Source organism: Corynebacterium sp. (assembly GCF_030538285.1).
Lineage (GTDB): Bacteria > Actinomycetota > Actinomycetes > Mycobacteriales > Mycobacteriaceae > Corynebacterium.
This window is the reverse complement of sequence record NZ_JAUNUG010000048.1, coordinates 1-17745: the sequence shown is the minus strand read 5'-3', so window position 1 is coordinate 17745 and position 17745 is coordinate 1. Positions and strand designations below refer to the sequence as shown.

The window sequence follows — 17745 nt, the reverse complement described above, 5'->3', positions numbered from 1 at the left end:
ACGCGCCGTCGTTGTCGACCTTCTTGCCGCGGGCGGAGTTGACGCCACCCTGGGCTGCGATGGAGTGCGCGCGGCGCGGGGCGTCGTGGTAGGTGTACACCTTCACGTCGTAGCCCAGCTCGCCGAGTGCGGCGGCCGCGGCGCCACCGGACAGACCGGTGCCGACGACGAGGACCTTGAACTTGCGGCGGTTCAGAGGAGACACAAGGTTCATGTGCTCCTTCTGGTAGTCCCACATCTCCTTGGTCGGAACACCCTGGGGCTCGGCGTTGTCGAGGATGGTGCCCGGGACGACGCCGTCGACGACGGAGGCCGGGTGGTGGAACTCAGGACGAGAAGCAGTCTCGGTGTTGCTCATATTTTTCAGAACTTCCCTTCAGGACCTAGCTGAGCCAGCCCAGTGCGATGGACAGCGGCATAGAGATGTTGCCGATCATGACGATCGCCGGCACCAGGTAGGCGACGACGAGCAGAACCTTGCGCCAGCGCTTGCCGGTGATGCCGAGGTCCGACACTGCGAGCCAGATGCCGTGGGACAGGTGCAGGAACAGGACGACCATGGCGAGGATGTAGAAGATCGCGACAGGCCAGCGGGAGAAGCTGGCGATGAGGTTCGCGTAGATCTCACCGTGCGCGAAGGAGTCCGGCGCCGCCGGGGTGACGCCCATGGTCAGGTCCAGGATGTGGAAGACGATGAACAGCAGCAGGATGATGCCGGTAATCAGCATGGTGCGGCTGGAGAAGGAGTTCAGGCCGCCGACCAGGTTGGTGCGGTTGAACTTGCCGCGGGAGACGCGGGAACGGCCGTGCAGGGCGAATGCGCCGTGAATGTGCAGGATGACCGCAGCGAGCAGGACGATGCGGAAGATCCACAGGAATCCCTCGCGCGGGAAGATCGGGGCACCCATGGTGCGCAGGAACTCGCCGTACTCATTGATGGCGACGACGCCGTCATGGTCCGGCATGTAGATCTTCAGGTTACCGACCATGTGAACCAGGACGTACAGTCCGAAGATCAGGCCGGTGATGGCCATCACGAGCTTGATGGCCCAGGTCGGGTAGGACGGCCGCTCACGCAGCGGCTTTTCAGTGATTTTGCCGTGGACAATTGCGTCACGGTCTGCGTTCTTAACAGTCATGGCACCTCCAGTGTCGCTCATACTTTACGGTCACAGCCCCGGTCGCGACGACTTTCGGGCAAGGAGAACGACCCAGTCCCCCCTTTGTCACACCCGCAACAACCTGCACGTTAGGGGAGGCTAACCTCACCATTAGAGCGACCGGCGACGCATAAAACGCCCACAGCCACGTTGCTTGACGAGCGACGTGGCCGATTTGTTCCCGTTTCATGCTCATTGCCAGGCTATTGTGAGGTTCATCACCGGACAAGCGTGGACCGACACATCCCACCCCGATAGGTATCAAACTTTCGTCTATCCCGGGGGAGGCGGTGGTTTCCCACCACAACATTCGCTCTTTGTTGAAGTACTTGCACACAAGGTTCGCAAAGTGGCCGTTCAGGTGAGTCTCATCACGCTACGATGTCGTCATGGGAAAGACCTATGTGGGTTCGCGCCTCCGCCAGCTGCGCCGCGAACGAGACCTCAGCCAGGCCTCACTTGCCGCCACCCTCGGGCTCTCGGCCAGTTACGTCAACCAGATCGAGCATGACGTCCGCCCGCTGACAGTTCCTGTTCTCCTCCGGATCACAGAGGCCTTCGGTGTGGACGCCACCTTCTTCTCCCGCGACGACGACTCCCGCCTGCTCGCGGAGATCCAGGACGTGGTCCTCGACAAGGAGCTGTGCCCCAACCCAGTGGAGCTGCAGGAACTGTCGGAGCTGGTATACAACCACCCGGCGATCGCCCGCACGATGGTCGACATGCACCGGCGCTACCGCAACGTCCGCGACAAGCTCTCCATCGCCACGGACACCCGCCGCCACGCCGGCCCCTCCTCCCCCAGCGGCCCGCAGGCCTTCTCCATGCCGCACGACGAGGTGCGCGACTTCTTCTACGCCCGCCAGAACTACCTGGACACCCTGGACACGCGGGCCGAGGAGATCTCCGCCGATCTGGGCGTCGAGCGCTTCTCCATCCGCAACACCGAGGAGGCCCTCGCCGCGCGTCTGCGGGACCGCCACGGCATCGAGATCACCACGTCCGCCGAACTCGACGACACCCTCCACATCCTCGATCGCTCGACCGGCCACCTGCAGCTGGCCAGCCGGCTGAACTCCGGCCAGCGTTCCTTCCGACTCGGCATGGAGCTGGCCTACCTCGAGGCCGGCGAGGACATCGAGGCACTCGTCGCGGGCGAGAACTTCACCTCCGACGCCTCCGCCAACCTGGCACGGCGCGGCATCGCCTCCTACTTCGCCGCGGCCGTGCTGCTGCCCTACCGGGGCATCCACACCGAGGCGGAACGCTCCGGCTACGACGTCGACTTCCTCTGCCACGTCTTCGGCGTGGGCTACGAGACAGTCGCCAGCCGTCTGTCCACCCTGCAGCGACCCAACCTGCGCGGGATCCCGTTCACGTTCGTCCGCGTCGATCGGGCGGGCAACATGTCGAAGCGGCAGTCCGCGACGGGCTTCCATCTGGCCAACTCGGGCGGCACGTGTCCGCTGTGGAATATCTACGAGACGTTCACCAACCCGGGCACCATCCTGCGGCAGCTCGCCCAGATGCCCGACGGCCGGAACTACCTGTGGATCGCGCGGACGGTGCGCCACCACCGGGGTCGCTTCGGAGACACCGGCAAGCTCTTCGCCATCGGCCTGGGATGCGAGGCGCGCCACGCGGACCGCACCGTCTACGCGGAGGGCCTCAACCTCGACGATCTCTCGAGCGCCACCCCCATCGGCGCGGGGTGTCGCGTGTGCCCGCGCGAGAACTGTGCCCAGCGCGCCTTCCCGCCGGTCCACGAGGAGATCACCATCGACGCCCACCGCTCGTCGGTCGCCCCCTACAACTAGCGTTCGGCCGCCCACCCCTGCCGGCGCCGTTCGTACTCGCGCAGGTTGTAGGTGGCCGAGCGAATCTCCACGTCGCGGTCGAAGTTGGAGCCCAGGGCGCCGGCCATCGCTCCGAGGGAGGCGCTGAGCCACGCGATCGACAGGTAGGTGACGATGCCGACGTCACGTTCCAGCTCGCCCTCGAGGTAGCTGCGCGGGATGATCACCACCGAGGACAGCAGCATGAGTAGCCACACCACCGTGTAAAGGATGATCGCGGTCATCCCGATCGTGCCGATGGTGGCGAGGTTGTCCACGGTCTCGCGCCAGCGCGACTCCTGGGTGTGCGCCCGCTGCCACAGGCGGTTGTGGACGATGAGCCACCCCGTGAACGACACCACCGCGAAGATCCCGATGAGCAGAAGCCGCGGCCAGGACATCTCCTCGGCCAGCTTCCAAATCGATCCGTAGAACACACCGAAACCGCCGGTCGCGGCCATCGCGGCCAGCGAACTCGACAGCACCGGCAGGAGTCGACCGGGTTGGTTGCCGCGCACCATGCCGGCGATCATGCGCAGCGTCAGCCCGGGGTGGTTGAGCACCCGCGTCTCGACGTCCGCGGCGTCGGCCGAGTCCTCCCCCTCCGCGGGGTCCGGCCCGCTGCGCAACTCCCCCGCCGTCAGCTCATTCCTCTCGATGAGTCCGACGAGCTCCCGCCGCAGGCGACGGCGGACCCCGAAGGCGCCGAACGCAGGCAGGGAGATGAGCACAGCGTCGTCGAGGCGCGCACGCTGGCTGACCACCGGACGCTCCCACGCCGAGAGCGGCAGATCGGTGACATAGATGAGCCGGTCCCAGCCGTAGGTGGTCATCAGTTCACGGGCATGGTCGCTGAGCAGGACGTCTCCGTCCGGCGACATGGGGATGGTGCCGACCCGCATCTCGACGCCGCCGGCGTCGGGCCAGGTGCCGCGGAGCACGCGGACGTCCTCGTCGTCGTCGGCGGTGGCCACGTCGATGTCGATAAGCCAGTGACGGAGGATGCGGGAGACGTCCTCGGACGGGCTGCCCTCATCCGCCAGGATTCCGATGGTGTGCATGAGCTGCCCCTTTCCGTGGGAAAAGAAAAAGAGGCCTCCGGGTGGGAGACCTCTTTCGTCGGTGGCGACTAGAAGTTGATCATGTGGCCGCTGATACCGTGTGCGGCTTCCTTGACAGCCTCCGACAGGGTCGGGTGGATGTGGACCGCGCGGCTGATCTCCTCGGTGGTGAGATCGAAGTTCTGCGCCAGGACCAGCTCGTTGAGCAGCTCGGAGGCGTTGGCGCCGACGAGGTGGCCGCCGAGGAGCTCGCCGAACTCGGCGTCGGCGACGATCTTGGCGAAACCGTCGGTCTCGGCCAGGCCGACGGCCTTACCGTTGGCGGAGAACGGGAAGGTGGCGACCTTGATCTCGCGGTCCGGCCACTTCTCCTTCGCCTGCGCCTCGGTGTAACCGAAGGAGGCGACCTGCGGGTTACAGAAGGTGGCGCGCGGCATCATCATGTAGTCGCCGAGTTCGTGGGTCTCGGCGCCGGCGATGGTCTCGGCGGCGACGATGCCCTGGGCCTCGGCGACGTGGGCGAGCTGCAGCTTCGCGGTGACGTCACCGATGGCGTAGATGTGCTCGACATTGGTGCGCATGTAATCGTCGATCGCGATGGCGCCCCGCTCGGTGAGCTCGACGCCGGTGTTCTCCAGGCCGAAGCCCTCGACGCGCGGGCGGAAACCGACGGAGACGAGGACGCGGTCGACGGTGAGGGTCTCGGTCGTGCCGGAGCCCTTCTTCTGGTAGTCGACCTCGACGGAGTCACCGTTGTCGCGCACGGCGGTGGTGGCGTGGCCGGCGAGCAGGGTCACGCCCATCTTCTTGTAGGCCTTCGCGATGACCTTGGAGACCTCTTCGTCCTCGTTCGGCAGGACGCGGTCCATGAACTCGATGACGGTGATGTCGACGCCGTAGTTGGCCAGCACGTAGGCGAACTCCATGCCGATGGCGCCCGCGCCGACGATGACCATCTTCTCCGGTGCGACCGGGTTGAGGATCTGCTCCTCGAAGGAGACGACGTTCTCGGAGAACTCGACGCCGCGCAGGGTGTTGACGACGGAGCCGGTGGCGATGATGCAGTCGTCGAACGTGACGACCTTGCCGGCGTCCTTGCCCTCGCTCACCTCGATGGTCTTCGCGTCCTTGAAGGTGCCGAAGCCGTCGATCTCGGTGATCTTGTTCTTCTTCATCAGGTAGTGGACACCACCGACGATCTTCTCGGACACGCCACGGGAGCGCTTGTGGGCGTCCTCGTAGTTGAAGGTCACGTCGCCGTTGATGCCAAACGTCTTCTTCTCATGGTTGAAGATGTGGGCGATCTCGGCGTTCTTGATCAGTGCCTTCGAGGGGATACAGCCGACATTGAGGCAGACTCCGCCCCAGTACTGCTTCTCGACGACAGCAACCTTCTTTCCCAGCTGGGCGGCGCGGATGGCGGCGACGTAGCCACCGGGGCCAGCGCCGAGTACAACAACGTCATAATGTTCAGTCACGCCACCCAGGATAGGTGACCTTCAGCCCCGTGTCACCGATAAGCGCCCCCACCAAACAAACTGACGCCCCGGCGGATGGCCGGGGCGTCGAAAAGCAGTGAAAAGCGGGGTGCCTAGAACAGACCCACGAGGAGTGCGGCCTGGGAGGAGGCGGAGGACAGGCCGTGGACGGCCGGGCCGATGAAGTTGTTGATGGTGACGATGATCTGCTCGAAGATAGACATACTGTGCTCTTTCTGTGGGATTGAGAGGTGTCTTGCGGTGTCGGCGGAACCGGGGCGCGCGACGGGCTTCCACTAGGTACAAGCGGCACGCCGCGGCGAAACGTTACGGCCCGGGAGGAACCCCGACAACCGGAACTGCCAGACATTATGACACACTAACCACTTGCCCACCATCAGTAACTTGAGTAACTTATGGTGCATGGGTCTCGTCGGTCGACGTCGCCCCCGAGACTCATGAGACTCCCATCACCCCTCCCCCCCGTTCCCGAGCACATTCGGGGGTGGACCGTTAACATATGCGACAGCCGCTACGATGTACCCCTGTGAATGACGTCAGAGGTTTCTGGTGTCTGTCGTAACATACGATTTCCCAGGTAGAATTCCCGATCTGATCCAAGGAAGCCACACCATGAAGTTCCTCCGCAAGATTGCCGCACCGATCGCGGCCCTCGCCATCGGTGCCACTGCTCTCGCGACCCCGGTTGCTGGCGCCTCTGAGATCGCTCCGGCGCAGATCCAGAACGGTCACCAGACCTCCAAGATCACCGTCCGCGCCAAGACCGGCATCGACGACACCTCCCGCAAGTGGCGTCAGGCCACCAAGGACGACAACCGCGTCGAGCACCTGTGGGCCTACTCCGAGGCCATGGGCCGCGACATCCCGCTGGCCGTCATCCGCGCCGCCAACCCGAACGCCCCGACCCTCTACCTGCTCAACGGTGCCGGTGGCGCCGAGCAGAACATGGACTGGATCGCGCGCGCCCCGCAGATCATCGACTTCTACCACTCCCGTGGCGTCAACGTCGTCATCCCGCAGGAGGGTGCGTTCTCCTACTACATCAACTGGGCCAACCGCGAGCCGATCAACCCGGGCAACGGCTACCTCGAGGGCAAGCAGCTGTGGGAGGACTTCCTGCTGCGCGAGCTTCCGGGCGGCATCGAGTCGTACCTGGGTGCCAACAACAAGCGCGCCATCGCCGGCTTCTCCATGTCCGCGACCTCCGCCCTGCTGCTGGCAGAGAAGGCCCCGGGCTTCTACGACGGCATCGGCTCCTTCTCCGGCTGCGCCGAGACCGCGTCTTTCCTGGGCTACAAGTCCGCTGAGCTGACCGTCAACCGCGCCGGCGCCAACGTCGTCAACATGCTCGGCCCGATGGGCTCCCCGCACAACATCGCCAACGACGCCCTCGTTAACGCAGAGGGCCTGCGCGGCTCGGACATCTACATCTCCAACGCCACTGGCCTCGCCGGAGAGTACGACATGCCGGGCCACTACGTCGCCCAGGGTGTCGACCCGGTCGCCGCGTCCGCCGGTGCCGCCACCCTCATCGTCGAGGGCGGTGTCATCGAGGGTGCCACCAACATCTGCACCCACAACCTCAAGGCCAAGATGGACAACCTCGGCATCCCGGCCGATTGGAACCTGCGTTCCACCGGTACCCACTCCTGGCAGTACTGGATCGACGACATCGAGAACTCCTGGCCGACCCTGCAGCGCGCACTCTTCCAGTAATTTCCGGCAGGCGCTGACAGCACCGTCCACCTCCCATGGTGGGCGGTGCTTTTTTCGTGCCGCGTAGCCTGGGAGACATGACGACGAGCCCCGAGTTCCTCGAGACCATCGACTCCCCCGCCGCCCTCGCGTGGGCGCGCGAGTGGTCGGACGCCACCGAGTCCGGCCTGCAGAATCCGGAGCTGCGGGAGCGCATCCGCGCAGCGCTCGACGTCGATGACCGCATCCCCTTCGTCGTCCGGCGCGGCGAGTGGCTGTACAACTTCTGGCGCGACGCCCGACACATCCGCGGCCTCTGGCGGCGCACCACCCTCGAGTCCTATCTCGATGACCCGGAGTGGGAGGTGCTCATCGACGTCGACCAGCTCGCCGCCGACGAGGACGAGAACTGGGTGTGGAAGGGCGCGCACGTGCGCACCCCGGTCGTCGACCGCGCGCTCGTGCGCCTCTCGCGCGGCGGGGCCGACGCCACCGTGGTTCGTGAATTCGACCTGGAGGCTGGCACGTTCCTGCCCGGCGGTTTCCACATCCCGGAGGCCAAGACCGACGTCAGCTGGCTCGACCTGGACACCCTGCTCGTCGGCACCGACACCGGCGCAGGGTCCCTCACCGCCTCGGGCTACCCCGCCCAGGTTCGCGTGTGGCGCCGCGGCACCCCGCTTCTCGACGCCCCCGTCTACACCTCCGGCCGCCACGAGGACGTCGCCGTCGGTGCCTGGGCCGACACCACCCCCGGTCACGAGCGGATCATCGTCTCCCGCGCGCTCGACTTCTACCGCACCCGCCAGTCCGTCGCCCCGCTGGACCCGGATGCCTCCCTGCAGGTCCTGGAGGTGCCGGAGGACTGCGAGACCATCATCCACCGGGAGTGGCTCTTCCTCGCCCCGCGCGAGGACTTCGCCGGTCTGCCCGCCGGCGGCCTCGGCTGCATCGAGCTCGCCCGCTTCCTCGCCGGGGAGCGCGACATCCGCCCCGTCTTCCTCCCCACCGACCATGTCTCCCTGCAGGGCACGGCCTTCACCGCCGATCATCTGGTGCTCACGCTTCTCGACGACGTCGCCACCCGGATCATCACCCACCCCCTGAGCGATCCCACTCAGCCCGGCGCGGACCTCGACCTGCCGCCGCTGGTCACCGCCTCGGTCGTGGCGACCAGCCCCCTCGACGGCAACGAGGTGTGGCTGACCACCTCGTCTTTCACGGAGCCGACCACGCTCTACCGCCTCGACCTCGGCAAGAGCCGCACCCCGCAGGTCGTCCGCCGCTCCCCTGCGCTCTTCGACTCCTCCGGGCTGGAGACTCGCCAGCACTGGGTCACCTCCGCCGACGGCACCCGCATCCCCTACTTCATCACCGGCGACTTCCGCCTCGGCGCCCGCCCGACCCTCGTCGGCGGTTACGGCGGCTTCGAGGTGTCCCTGACCCCGGGATACTCCGCCGTGCGCGGCATCGGCTGGCTCGAGCACGGCCGCTACTTCGTCCAGCCCAACCTACGCGGCGGCGGCGAATTCGGGCCCGGCTGGCACACCCAGGTGGTCAAGACCAACCGCCACAAGGTGTGGGAGGACCACCGCGCCGTCCTCGCCGACCTCGTCGACCGCGGCTACACCACCCCCGGACAGATCGCCGTGCGCGGCGGCTCCAACGGCGGGCTGCTCACCTCCGGGGCGCTGGTCCAGTACCCGGAACTGCTCGGCGCGGCCGTCATCCAGGTCCCCCTCACCGACATGCTGCGTTACCACACCTGGTCCGCCGGAGCGTCGTGGATGGCCGAATACGGCGACCCCGACTCCCCGGAAGAGCGGGCCGCCATCGAGGCGTGGTCGCCGCTGCACAACGTGGCGGAACGGGGCGTCGATAAGCAGTATCCGTCGGCGCTGGTGACCACCTCGACCCGCGACGACCGCGTCCACCCCGCCCACGCGCGGTTGTTCGCGCACGCGCTGCGCGAGGCCGGCCAACCCGTCGACTATTTCGAGAACATCGAGGGTGGGCACGCCGGCGCGGCCGACAACGCGCAGGTCGCGGGGGTCGAGGCACTTATCTTCGAGTGGCTGAATCAGCAGGTCGGATAGGTGCTGGGTAACATCTGGGAAATCATGACCAGAAACAGGCTGCGCTCCACCCCCGTCCCCGGCACCCGCGACACGTACACCGGCGTTGACTTCAACCTCGGCTTCCACGTCCGCTCCTACCACCTGGACCTCAACTACCGGGTCGGCCCGAACCGCCTGGACGGCACCGCCACCCTGCACCTGGACAACTGGCAGGACCTGACGTCGATGTCGCTCGACCTCGCGCCCTCGATGCGCGTGACCCGCATCTCCGCGCAGGGCACCGCCGGGCAGAGCATCCGCGTCGCCCGCTTCCGGCAGGCCGGCGGGAAACTCCGCATCACCTTCGCCGCCCCGGTCCCGGTCGACTCCGAATTCAGCCTCATCATCCGCTACGGCGGCACCCCGCGACCCATTCGTACGCCGTGGGGCACCCTCGGCTGGGAGGAGCTGAGCAACGGCGCGCTCGTCGCGTCCCAGCCCAACGGCGCGCCCAGCTGGTTCCCGTGCGACGACACGCCCGACGAGAAGGCGCGCTACGAGATCATCGTCACCACCGACAACCCCTACGTCGTGGCCGTCAACGGCACGCTGCTGTCCAAGCGCTCCGCCGGATCCCGCACCACCTGGCACTACCAGGTGGGCAACCCCATGGCGACGTACCTCGCGACCATCCAGATCGGCGAGTACATCCCGCTCACCCTCTCCGCCGAGGGCGCCGCCGTGCCCGTCCGCGCCTGGGTGCCGGCGAAGCTGCGCGAATTCGCCCGTGAGGAGTTCGCCGACCAGGCCCGCATGCTCGAGCTCTACACCGAGCTTTTCGGCCCGTACCCCTTCAACTCCTATTCCGTGGTGGTCACCGAGGACGTCCTCGAGATCCCCCTCGAGGCCCAGGGACTGTCCATCTTCGGCGCCAACCACATCCGCGGCGACCACCGCTGGGAGCGCCTCATCGCCCACGAGCTGTCCCACCAGTGGTTCGGCAACTCCCTCGGCCTGGCCCAGTGGAACGACATCTGGCTCAACGAGGGCTTCGCCTGCTACGCCGAGTGGCTGTGGTTCGAGCACTCCGTCGACCGCCCGGCCTCCGACTCGGCCCGCACCTTCCACGCGCAGCTGCGCGGCCTGCCGCAGGACATCCTGCTCTCCGACCCGGGCCCGCGGGACATGTTCGACGACCGCGTCTACAAGCGCGGGGCATTGACCGTCCACGCCATCCGCATCCTGCTTGGCGACGCCCCCTTCTTCCGCATGCTCCGCCGCTACGTCGCCGCCGGTCGTCACTCCGTCGTCGAGCCCGTCGATCTCAAGCGCGAGGTGCTGGCGGAGGCGGAGGTGGTCGGGGTGCCGGCCGCGGACGTCGAGAAGCTGTGGAACGAGTGGCTCCACCAGCTGCCCCTGCCGGAGTTCCCGGGATGAAAGCACTGAGCCTGGCGACCGTCTTCGCGGCGCTGTCAGGCTTCGTCGTCATCTACCTGGCGTCGTGGACGCTGGGTGTCGACGAGTTCGCCGCCTTCCAGGCCTACTGGGGCCTGTTCTTCGCCGCCACCGGCTTCCTCGACGGCATCATGCAGGAGACGACCCGCTCGGTGTCGGCGGCGCGGGACACCGGACGCGTGGGCTCCGGGCGGCCGTGGCGGCTGGGGGCCGTCGTCGGTGGCGTGGTGCTCGTCGTGGCGCTGGTCGTGGGTCTGGTGTGGATGCCGGTGCTCCTGCGCGGGCACGCATCCGTGCCGGTCGCGGCCGGTTTCCTGGCGTTCGGCCTGTTCACTTACGCGTTCCAGGCGGTGCTGTCGGGCATCCTCTCCGGGCTCGGGCTGTGGTCGCGCTACGCGGGTCTGGTGGCGCTCGACTCCGGGGTACGCCTGCTCCTGGCGCTGCTCGCATGGCAGCTGGGCTGGGGGATGCCGGCGTTCCTCGTCATCACCGTCATCGGTGCGCTGAGCTGGCTGGTCGTGCTGTGGGGCGTGCCGCGCGACGTGCTTGTCGACGTCTCCCGCTCCGCCCTCACCCGCCGCGCCGGGTCCGCAATGCTCGCGACCGGGGCGTCGGCTGCGCTCATCACCGGGTTTCCCGTCTTCGTGCAGTCCACCTACGAACCCGGCGCCGGGGAGCTGGTGACCGTGGCCGGCATCATCAACGCCGTGACGCTCACCCGTGCGCCCATCCTTGTGCCGCTGCAGCGCTTCCAGTCCGCGCTCATCGTGCGTTTCGTCGAGCAGCGGGCGGCGCTGTACCGGGCGCTCGTCGTTCCGGTGGGAGCGGTGCTCGGTGTCGGAGTGGTCGGCGCGTTCTTCGCCTGGCTGCTCGGGCCGTGGATTCTGGAGACGTTCTTCAAGGACGGCCTGCAGGTGCCGGGCCTGCTGCTGGCGGTACTGACCTTCGCCTCCGCCTGCACCGGATCGCTCATGGTCACCGGCGCGGCGGCCTTGGCGTCGGAGCTGCACAAGGCCTATGTGCTGGGTTGGGTCGTGGCGTCGGTTGTGGCCTTCGGGGTGCTGTGGCTGGCGCCGCTGTCGCTGGAGGTGGGCGTGTGCGTGGCGCTCATCGGCGGGCCGGTGGCGGGTGGGCTCGTGCATGCGGCGGCGCTGCGGGGCGCGCGAGCGGGGGTCGGTGACGACGCGTCGTCAGATGTCACATCTGACACGTAATCGTCATCTTATTTGCCCAGGTCGCGCGCAGTCTTCACCCTGACGAGTGTTCGTCATGACGACCCGTCGTCACATCGCCGCACCGCCGCGACCACCGCCTCCCGGATTCGGCGCTTCGTCTCCGCGGTCCGGCGCAGCATCCCGGCGGACGTCCGGATCTGGTTCCACCCGAACTTGAGCACATCGGCATTGATCTCCGCGTCCTTGTCCCGCTGCGAGCGCTGCAGATGATGTTCACCGTCATGCTGCAGACCGATCCTCAGGCGCCGCTCCGCCACGTCGAAACGCGTGAGCAGAGTCCGGGACCGGTCCACCTCGCCGGGCTCGCCGACGGTTCCGTCGGTGTAGAGCGGCACCTGCGTCTCCAGACGCACACCCGGCAGATCACCCACCGCCTCGTGTGCCAGAAGGCGCAGCACGGTCTCGGGTTTCGATTCCGCGCCCGGGTCGCTCAGCGCCAGAATCCGGCCGAGCTCCCGGGCCGAGACCTGCTTCGACATCCCGGCGCGCACCTCCTCGTGACTCACCTGGAACACCCGACAGAAGCGGTCGATGAGCTGCACCGACATGACCGTAACAGGGTCCACCTCGAGACTGGCCGGGATCTCCCACGCGTGCTCCTTGTTGTGCAGCGCGCGCAGGCAGGCGGCGAGCGTCGTCATCCGCTCGGTCACCAGCACGGGCCGCTCGTCGGCGAAGAGCAGGGTGGTGGTGTGGTGCGCCCGGCGCCTGCGCACGGTGGCGGACGCGGCATCGGCAGCAACGCGGTGGTTCGCGGAGCACAACAAGGTCACGTCTGCCCCGGCGGAGAACTCCGACAGCCCGAGCAGCTCCAGAGCCGACCATTCCGCCAGCACCGACCCCGGCCGCGACCAGTGGTGGGCGAGCGCCCGCAGCCGGTGCGGCACGCGGTACTCCACGCCACGGGGATGGCACCGGGCGTCGTGACGCACGAAGGCCTCAGCACGCAGGGCATCAATGGGCACGACAAAGCCGGGTCCTGCCGGGGCGTGGGCCTGCAGGATGGCGGGCATGATCCGGGGGTCGTCGGGTGGGATCTCGTTGTGGGCGCAGTAGCGGTTGATCAGGTCGGGCAGGGCGATGAGCTGTGTCGTCATACCCCACTTAGACCCCGCGGCCGGCGGAAAGGTTCCCGCCGCCCGACGTATAGTGGGCTGTCATGAGAACACTGCTGGTCACCGGGGGCGCCGGGTTCATCGGGGCGAATTTCGTGCGTATGACGCGGGACCGGTACCCGGATGACCACATCGTGGTCGTCGATAAGCTGACGTACGCGGGCAACCGCGCAAATCTCGCCGGCACGGACGTGGAGTTCATCGAGGGCGACATCTGTGACGCCCCGCTTATCGACGCCGCCGTCTCCCGCGCCGACGTCACGGTTCATTTCGCCGCCGAGAGCCACAACGATAATTCACTCCGGGATCCGCGACCGTTTGTCGACACGAATGTGGTGGGGACGTTCACCATCCTCGAGGCGATCCGGCGGCACGGGAATCGGCTGCACCACATCTCGACGGATGAGGTGTTCGGCGACCTGGGTCTCGACGACCCGGCACGATTCACCGAGAGCACGCCTTATGAGCCGAGTTCGCCGTACTCTGCGACGAAGGCCGGGTCGGATCATCTCGTGCGGGCGTGGGTGCGCTCCTTCGGCATCGACGCGACGATCTCGAACTGCTCGAACAACTACGGGCCGTACCAGCACATCGAGAAGTTCATCCCCCGGCAGATCACCAACATCCTGGCTGGTCGGACCCCGAAGCTCTACGGCACGGGTGAGCAGGTGCGGGACTGGATCCACGTCGACGACCACAACGCGGCCGTCCACCTCATCCTCGATCGCGGGCGCAGCGGCGAGACGTACAACATCGGCGCCGACAACGACCACGTGAACAACCGGCAGGTCATCGAGCTTATCTGCGAGCTCATGGGGGCCCCGGAGTACGAGCATGTCGCCGACCGCCCCGGCCACGACCAGCGCTACGCCATGGACTCGACGAAGCTGCGGACGGAACTCGGCTGGGCCCCGCGGTACACGGACACGGACACCGGAATGCGCGCGGGCCTGGAGCAGACCATCGCCTGGTACACCGAGAACGAAGGCTGGTGGCGCCCGGCGAAACAGCAGGTCGAGGCGGCCTACGCGGAGAGGGGTCAGTGATGATCGAGGGGCTGCTCGTCCTGGACCTGCCGGTCCACACGGATGCGCGCGGCTGGTTCAAGGAGGCGTGGCAGCGCGCCCGCATGACGGACGCCGGCCTGCCGGACTTCCGGCCGGTGCAGTCGAACGTGGCCTTCAACGCCGAGCGAGGCACGACGCGCGGGCTGCACGCGGAGCCGTGGGACAAGCTCGTCACCGTCGGCACGGGCCGGGTCCAGGGCGGCTGGTGTGACCTGCGGGAAGGGTCGCCGACCTACGGCGAGACGTTCAGCACGGAGATCGGCCCGGACACCGCGGTGTTCGTCCCACGCGGAGTCGCCAACGGCTACCAGGTGCTCGAGGACGACACGACCTACCTCTACCTGGTCAACGACCACTGGTCGCCGGACGCGGAGTACGTCAACGTCTCCCACACGCTCATCGCCTGGCCGCTGCCCCCGAGCAACCTGTCGGAAAAGGACCGCACACTCACGGAGGAGCTCACCCCCGTGGCTCCGCGGAAGATCCTCGTCACCGGCGCGGACGGGCAGGTCGGGCGGGCGCTGCGGGCCGTCTTCCCGGACGCGGAGCTCTGCAGCCGGGAGCAGTTCGACATCACCGACCCACCGCAGCGGCCCTGGCGGCAGTACGCGGCGATCATCAACTGTGCCGCCTACACCGCGGTCGACGCCGCCGAGGAGAACGCCGCCACTGCCTGGCGGGTCAACGCGCAGGGCCCGGCGCGCCTGGCCCGGATCGCCGCGGAGAACAACCTCACCCTGGTGCAGCTGTCCACCGACTACGTCTTCGACGGTCAGACCGAGCGCCCCTACGCCGAGGACGATCCGGTCGCGCCACTCAACGTCTACGGCGCGTCCAAGTCCGCCGGCGAGGTGGCCGCGCAGACCGCCCCGCGCCACTACATCGTGCGCACCAGCTGGGTCGTGGGTGACGGGAAGAACTTCGTCGACACCATGCGTGAGCTGGCCGAACGGGGCGTGCGACCCACCGTGGTCCACGACCAGCGGGGCCGCCCCACCTTCGCCTCGGAACTGGCCAGAGGCATCCGGCACCTGCTCGACACCCGACCCGAATACGGCATCTACCACCTCAGCGGCGGCGGCGACGACGTCGGTTTCGACGAACTCGCCATGGCCGTCTACACCGGCCTGCACCAGGACCCGGACATGGTGACGCCGGTGACCACGGAGCAGTACTTTGACGGGAAGCCGCATGCGGCGCGGCCGTCGATAAGCACGCTGGACACGGCGAAGATCGAGGCGAGTGGTTTCGTGCCGCAGAACTGGCGGGTCGGTCTGGCACTGTATCTGATATGAAGGGCATCATCCTCGCCGGCGGTTCCGGGACCAGGCTGTATCCGATCACGCAGGGCATCTCCAAGCAGCTCATGCCGATCTACGACAAGCCGATGATCTACTACCCGCTGTCCACGCTCATTCAGGCGGGGATCCGGGAGATCCTGGTCATCACGACGCCGGAGGACTCGCCCGCTTTTCGACGACTCCTCGGTGACGGTTCCCAATGGGGGCTCATGATCGACTACGCCCACCAGCCCTCCCCCGACGGCCTGGCGCAGGCGTTTCTCATCGGCGCGGACTTCATCGGCGACGATGACGTGGCCCTCGCGCTCGGCGACAACATCTTCGACGGCTACCACTTCACCACCACCCTCGCGGACTGCCGCCACCCCGCCGGCGGCGTGGTCTTCGCGTACGAGGTCTCCGACCCGGAACGCTACGGCGTGGTGGAGTTCTCCGCCGACGGGCGCGCCCTGTCCATCGAGGAGAAGCCGGCCGACCCGAAGTCGAACTACGCCGTCGTGGGGCTGTACTTCTACGACAACGACGTCATCGACATCGCCCGTGGCATCACCCCGAGCGAGCGCGGCGAACTGGAGATCACGGCCGTCAACGACGCCTACCTGCAACGCGGTGACCTGCAGGTGCAGCGTCTCCAGCGCGGCGACGTGTGGCTGGATACCGGCACCTTCGACTCGATGAGCGAGGCCAGCTCCTATGTCGAGGTGATCCAGAAGCGCACCGGGCAGGTCATCGGTTCGCCGGAGGTCGCCGCGTACCGGGAGGGCTTCATCGACGCCGCGGCCCTCGAGGCCCTGGCGCAGCCGCTGCTCAAGTCGGGCTACGGCGAGTACCTGCTGGCCGTCGCGCGCGACCGCTAGGATCAGTGACCATGCCGAGTCTTGCCGCCCTGGTCACCGTCTACCACCGCATTGTGCCGGAGGAGCTTTCCGCCGCCCTGGATTCCCTGGCCGCGCAGACGCGGAAGGCCGAGGAGATCGTCATCGTCGAGGACGGACCCGTCGGGCCGGAGCTGCGGGCGGTGATCGACGCGTTCGTCGATAAGCATGCCGAGACGCGCACCGTGGTGCTGGCACGGAACCAGGGCTCGGGGAAAGCGTCGGCCGCGGGCATGGCGGCGATCACCACGGACCTGGTCGCGCGTCTCGACGCCGACGACCTCGCCGCTCCCGAACGCTTCGCGCGGCAGCTGGCGTGGTTCGAGCAGCACCCCGACACCGATGTCCTGGGCACCGCGATGGCCGAATTCTCCGACAATCCCACGCAGGTCACGGCAGTGCGCGCACTTCCGGAGACGCATGAGCATATCGCCCGCTACGCGCGGATCAACTCGCCGGTGAACAACCCCTCGGTCATGCTGCGTCGCGCCGCCGTGGAGACCGCCGGCGGCTACCGCGACGTCCACCACATGGAGGACTACGATCTCTACGCCCGGCTCCTGGCCACCGGCGCGCGCTTCCACAACCTGCCCGAGCCGCTCACCCTGTTCCGCGTCTCGCCTGAGCAGTTCCAGCGCCGCACGGGCAGGGGCATGTTCGCCGCAGAGCGTCGGATGCAGTCGAACCTGGTGTCCTACGGGCTGATCTCCAAGCCGCGGGCGGTGCTCAACCTGGTGGTGCGCACCGCCTACCGCCTCCTGCCGACGGGGCTGCTCACCGCCGCTTACGCGAGGTTGTTCCACCGATCCCGATAGGTTCGGGTTAGCATAAGGACCATTATGAATTCCCCGCGCCCCGACCGGCTCGATTTCGGGGACACCTGGCTGATCATCCCGTGCTACAACGAGGGACCCGTCATCCAGGAGGTCATCGAGAACGCCCGGGAGACCTTCCCCAACATCGTGGCCGTCAATGACGGCTCCGCCGATGATTCCGCCGCCCGCATCCACGCCGGTGGTGCCCACCTGGTCAACCACCCGGTCAACCTCGGCCAGGGCGCCGGCATCCAGACGGGCGTGGAGTACGCCCGCGCCCAGCCGGGTGCGAAGTACTTCGTCACCTTTGACGCCGACGGCCAGCACCAGGTCAAGGACGTGGTGCGCATGATCGGGCGGCTGCGGGAGGAGCCGGTGGACATCATCGTCGGCACCCGCTTCGGCCGCCCCCGCGCCGAGGACGACCAGGTGCCGTGGATCAAGCGGGTCGTGCTCAAGACCGTCGTATTCCTCTCCCCAACGACCCGTCGCCTGGGGCTGTCGGACGCGCACAACGGCCTGCGCGTGTTCAACAAGAAGGTCGCGGACGAGATGAACATCCGCATGAACGGCAT

15 protein-coding genes are annotated in these 17745 nt (G+C 67.3%); 10 read left to right on the top strand and 5 right to left on the bottom strand.

The genetic code is table 11. From position 1 onward, the window contains the following. On the bottom strand, positions 1-358 hold a 358-nt coding region (locus Q4G50_RS12590; protein ID WP_303378000.1), incomplete at its 3' end, for an FAD-binding protein. Positions 359-383: 25 nt separating this feature from the next. Further along, positions 384-1139, bottom strand: a complete 756-nt coding sequence (locus Q4G50_RS12585) for a succinate dehydrogenase cytochrome b subunit (protein WP_303377999.1) — start codon at positions 1137-1139, stop codon at positions 384-386. 410 nt (positions 1140-1549) lie between these two features. Between Q4G50_RS12585 and ramB the strand changes: the two genes are divergently transcribed. After that, entirely contained in the window at positions 1550-2977 is a 1428-nt protein-coding gene (gene ramB, locus Q4G50_RS12580; protein WP_303377998.1) for an acetate metabolism transcriptional regulator RamB, read from the top strand. Here ramB and Q4G50_RS12575 read toward each other — a convergent pair. After that, entirely contained in the window at positions 2974-4056 is a 1083-nt protein-coding gene (locus Q4G50_RS12575; RefSeq protein ID WP_303377997.1) for a hypothetical protein, read from the bottom strand. The genes ramB and Q4G50_RS12575 overlap by 4 nt on opposite strands. 68 nt (positions 4057-4124) lie before the next feature. Then, positions 4125-5534, bottom strand: a complete 1410-nt coding sequence (gene lpdA, locus Q4G50_RS12570; RefSeq protein WP_303377996.1) for a dihydrolipoyl dehydrogenase — start codon at positions 5532-5534, stop codon at positions 4125-4127. 633 nt (positions 5535-6167) lie between these two features. On the opposite strand from lpdA, the gene Q4G50_RS12565 reads away from it, so the two are divergent. From Q4G50_RS12565 to Q4G50_RS12550, 4 genes are all read left to right on the top strand, one after another. Then, entirely contained in the window at positions 6168-7271 is a 1104-nt protein-coding gene (locus Q4G50_RS12565) for an alpha/beta hydrolase family protein (RefSeq protein WP_303377995.1), read from the top strand. Between the two features lie 77 nt (positions 7272-7348). After that, entirely contained in the window at positions 7349-9346 is a 1998-nt protein-coding gene (locus Q4G50_RS12560) for a prolyl oligopeptidase family protein (protein ID WP_303377994.1), read from the top strand. Between the two features lie 24 nt (positions 9347-9370). Beyond that, the gene (locus Q4G50_RS12555; protein ID WP_303377993.1) at positions 9371-10744 is read left to right on the top strand and encodes a M1 family metallopeptidase; all 1374 of its coding nucleotides are present in this window, start codon (positions 9371-9373) and stop codon (positions 10742-10744) included. After that, positions 10741-11976 carry a hypothetical protein gene (locus Q4G50_RS12550; RefSeq protein ID WP_303377992.1) on the top strand — a complete coding sequence of 412 codons (1236 nt, stop codon included), beginning with the start codon at positions 10741-10743 and terminating at the stop codon, positions 11974-11976. The genes Q4G50_RS12555 and Q4G50_RS12550 overlap by 4 nt, the downstream gene beginning before the upstream one ends. A 53-nt stretch (positions 11977-12029) precedes the next feature. Here the strand turns inward: Q4G50_RS12550 and Q4G50_RS12545 are convergent, their stop codons facing one another. Beyond that, positions 12030-13094, bottom strand: a complete 1065-nt coding sequence (locus Q4G50_RS12545; protein ID WP_303377991.1) for a hypothetical protein — start codon at positions 13092-13094, stop codon at positions 12030-12032. Between the two features lie 62 nt (positions 13095-13156). Here Q4G50_RS12545 and rfbB point away from each other — a divergent pair, with 62 nt between their 5' ends. The 5 genes from rfbB to Q4G50_RS12520 all read left to right on the top strand — a co-directional run. Next, a complete protein-coding gene (gene rfbB / locus Q4G50_RS12540) occupies positions 13157-14158 on the top strand; it encodes a dTDP-glucose 4,6-dehydratase (protein WP_303377990.1) in 1002 nt (333 codons plus the stop codon). After that, complete coding sequence (rfbD, locus tag Q4G50_RS12535) at positions 14158-15474, top strand: dTDP-4-dehydrorhamnose reductase (RefSeq protein ID WP_303377989.1); 1317 nt, start codon at positions 14158-14160, stop codon at positions 15472-15474. Before rfbB ends, rfbD begins: the two co-directional genes overlap by 1 nt. Next, positions 15471-16337, top strand: coding sequence for a glucose-1-phosphate thymidylyltransferase RfbA (gene rfbA, locus Q4G50_RS12530; protein ID WP_303377988.1), 867 nt, complete (start codon positions 15471-15473; stop codon positions 16335-16337). The genes rfbD and rfbA overlap by 4 nt, the downstream gene beginning before the upstream one ends. Positions 16338-16348: 11 nt before the next feature. After that, positions 16349-17170 carry a glycosyltransferase gene (locus tag Q4G50_RS12525; protein WP_303377987.1) on the top strand — a complete coding sequence of 274 codons (822 nt, stop codon included), beginning with the start codon at positions 16349-16351 and terminating at the stop codon, positions 17168-17170. A 24-nt stretch (positions 17171-17194) separates the two neighbouring features. Continuing rightward, positions 17195-17745, top strand: a 551-nt coding sequence (locus Q4G50_RS12520) for a glycosyltransferase family 2 protein (RefSeq protein ID WP_303377986.1), incomplete at its 3' end; no start/stop codon positions are given.

Excerpts from the sequence above, each read along its gene's own strand:
- Q4G50_RS12565 (WP_303377995.1), top strand. The coding sequence starts at position 6,168 with ATGAAGTTCCTCCGCAAGATTGCCGCACCGATCGCGGCCCTCGCCATC.
- rfbD (WP_303377989.1), top strand. The coding sequence starts at position 14,158 with ATGATCGAGGGGCTGCTCGTCCTGGACCTGCCGGTCCACACGGATGCG.
- Q4G50_RS12575 (WP_303377997.1), bottom strand. The coding sequence starts at position 4,056 with ATGCACACCATCGGAATCCTGGCGGATGAGGGCAGCCCGTCCGAGGAC.
- Q4G50_RS12545 (WP_303377991.1), bottom strand. The coding sequence starts at position 13,094 with ATGACGACACAGCTCATCGCCCTGCCCGACCTGATCAACCGCTACTGC.
- Q4G50_RS12550 (WP_303377992.1), top strand. The coding sequence starts at position 10,741 with ATGAAAGCACTGAGCCTGGCGACCGTCTTCGCGGCGCTGTCAGGCTTC.
- Q4G50_RS12555 (WP_303377993.1), top strand. The coding sequence starts at position 9,371 with ATGACCAGAAACAGGCTGCGCTCCACCCCCGTCCCCGGCACCCGCGAC.
- Q4G50_RS12560 (WP_303377994.1), top strand. The coding sequence starts at position 7,349 with ATGACGACGAGCCCCGAGTTCCTCGAGACCATCGACTCCCCCGCCGCC.
- Q4G50_RS12525 (WP_303377987.1), top strand. The coding sequence starts at position 16,349 with ATGCCGAGTCTTGCCGCCCTGGTCACCGTCTACCACCGCATTGTGCCG.
- Q4G50_RS12585 (WP_303377999.1), bottom strand. The coding sequence starts at position 1,139 with ATGACTGTTAAGAACGCAGACCGTGACGCAATTGTCCACGGCAAAATC.
- rfbA (WP_303377988.1), top strand. The coding sequence starts at position 15,471 with ATGAAGGGCATCATCCTCGCCGGCGGTTCCGGGACCAGGCTGTATCCG.
- rfbB (WP_303377990.1), top strand. The coding sequence starts at position 13,157 with ATGAGAACACTGCTGGTCACCGGGGGCGCCGGGTTCATCGGGGCGAAT.
- ramB (WP_303377998.1), top strand. The coding sequence starts at position 1,550 with ATGGGAAAGACCTATGTGGGTTCGCGCCTCCGCCAGCTGCGCCGCGAA.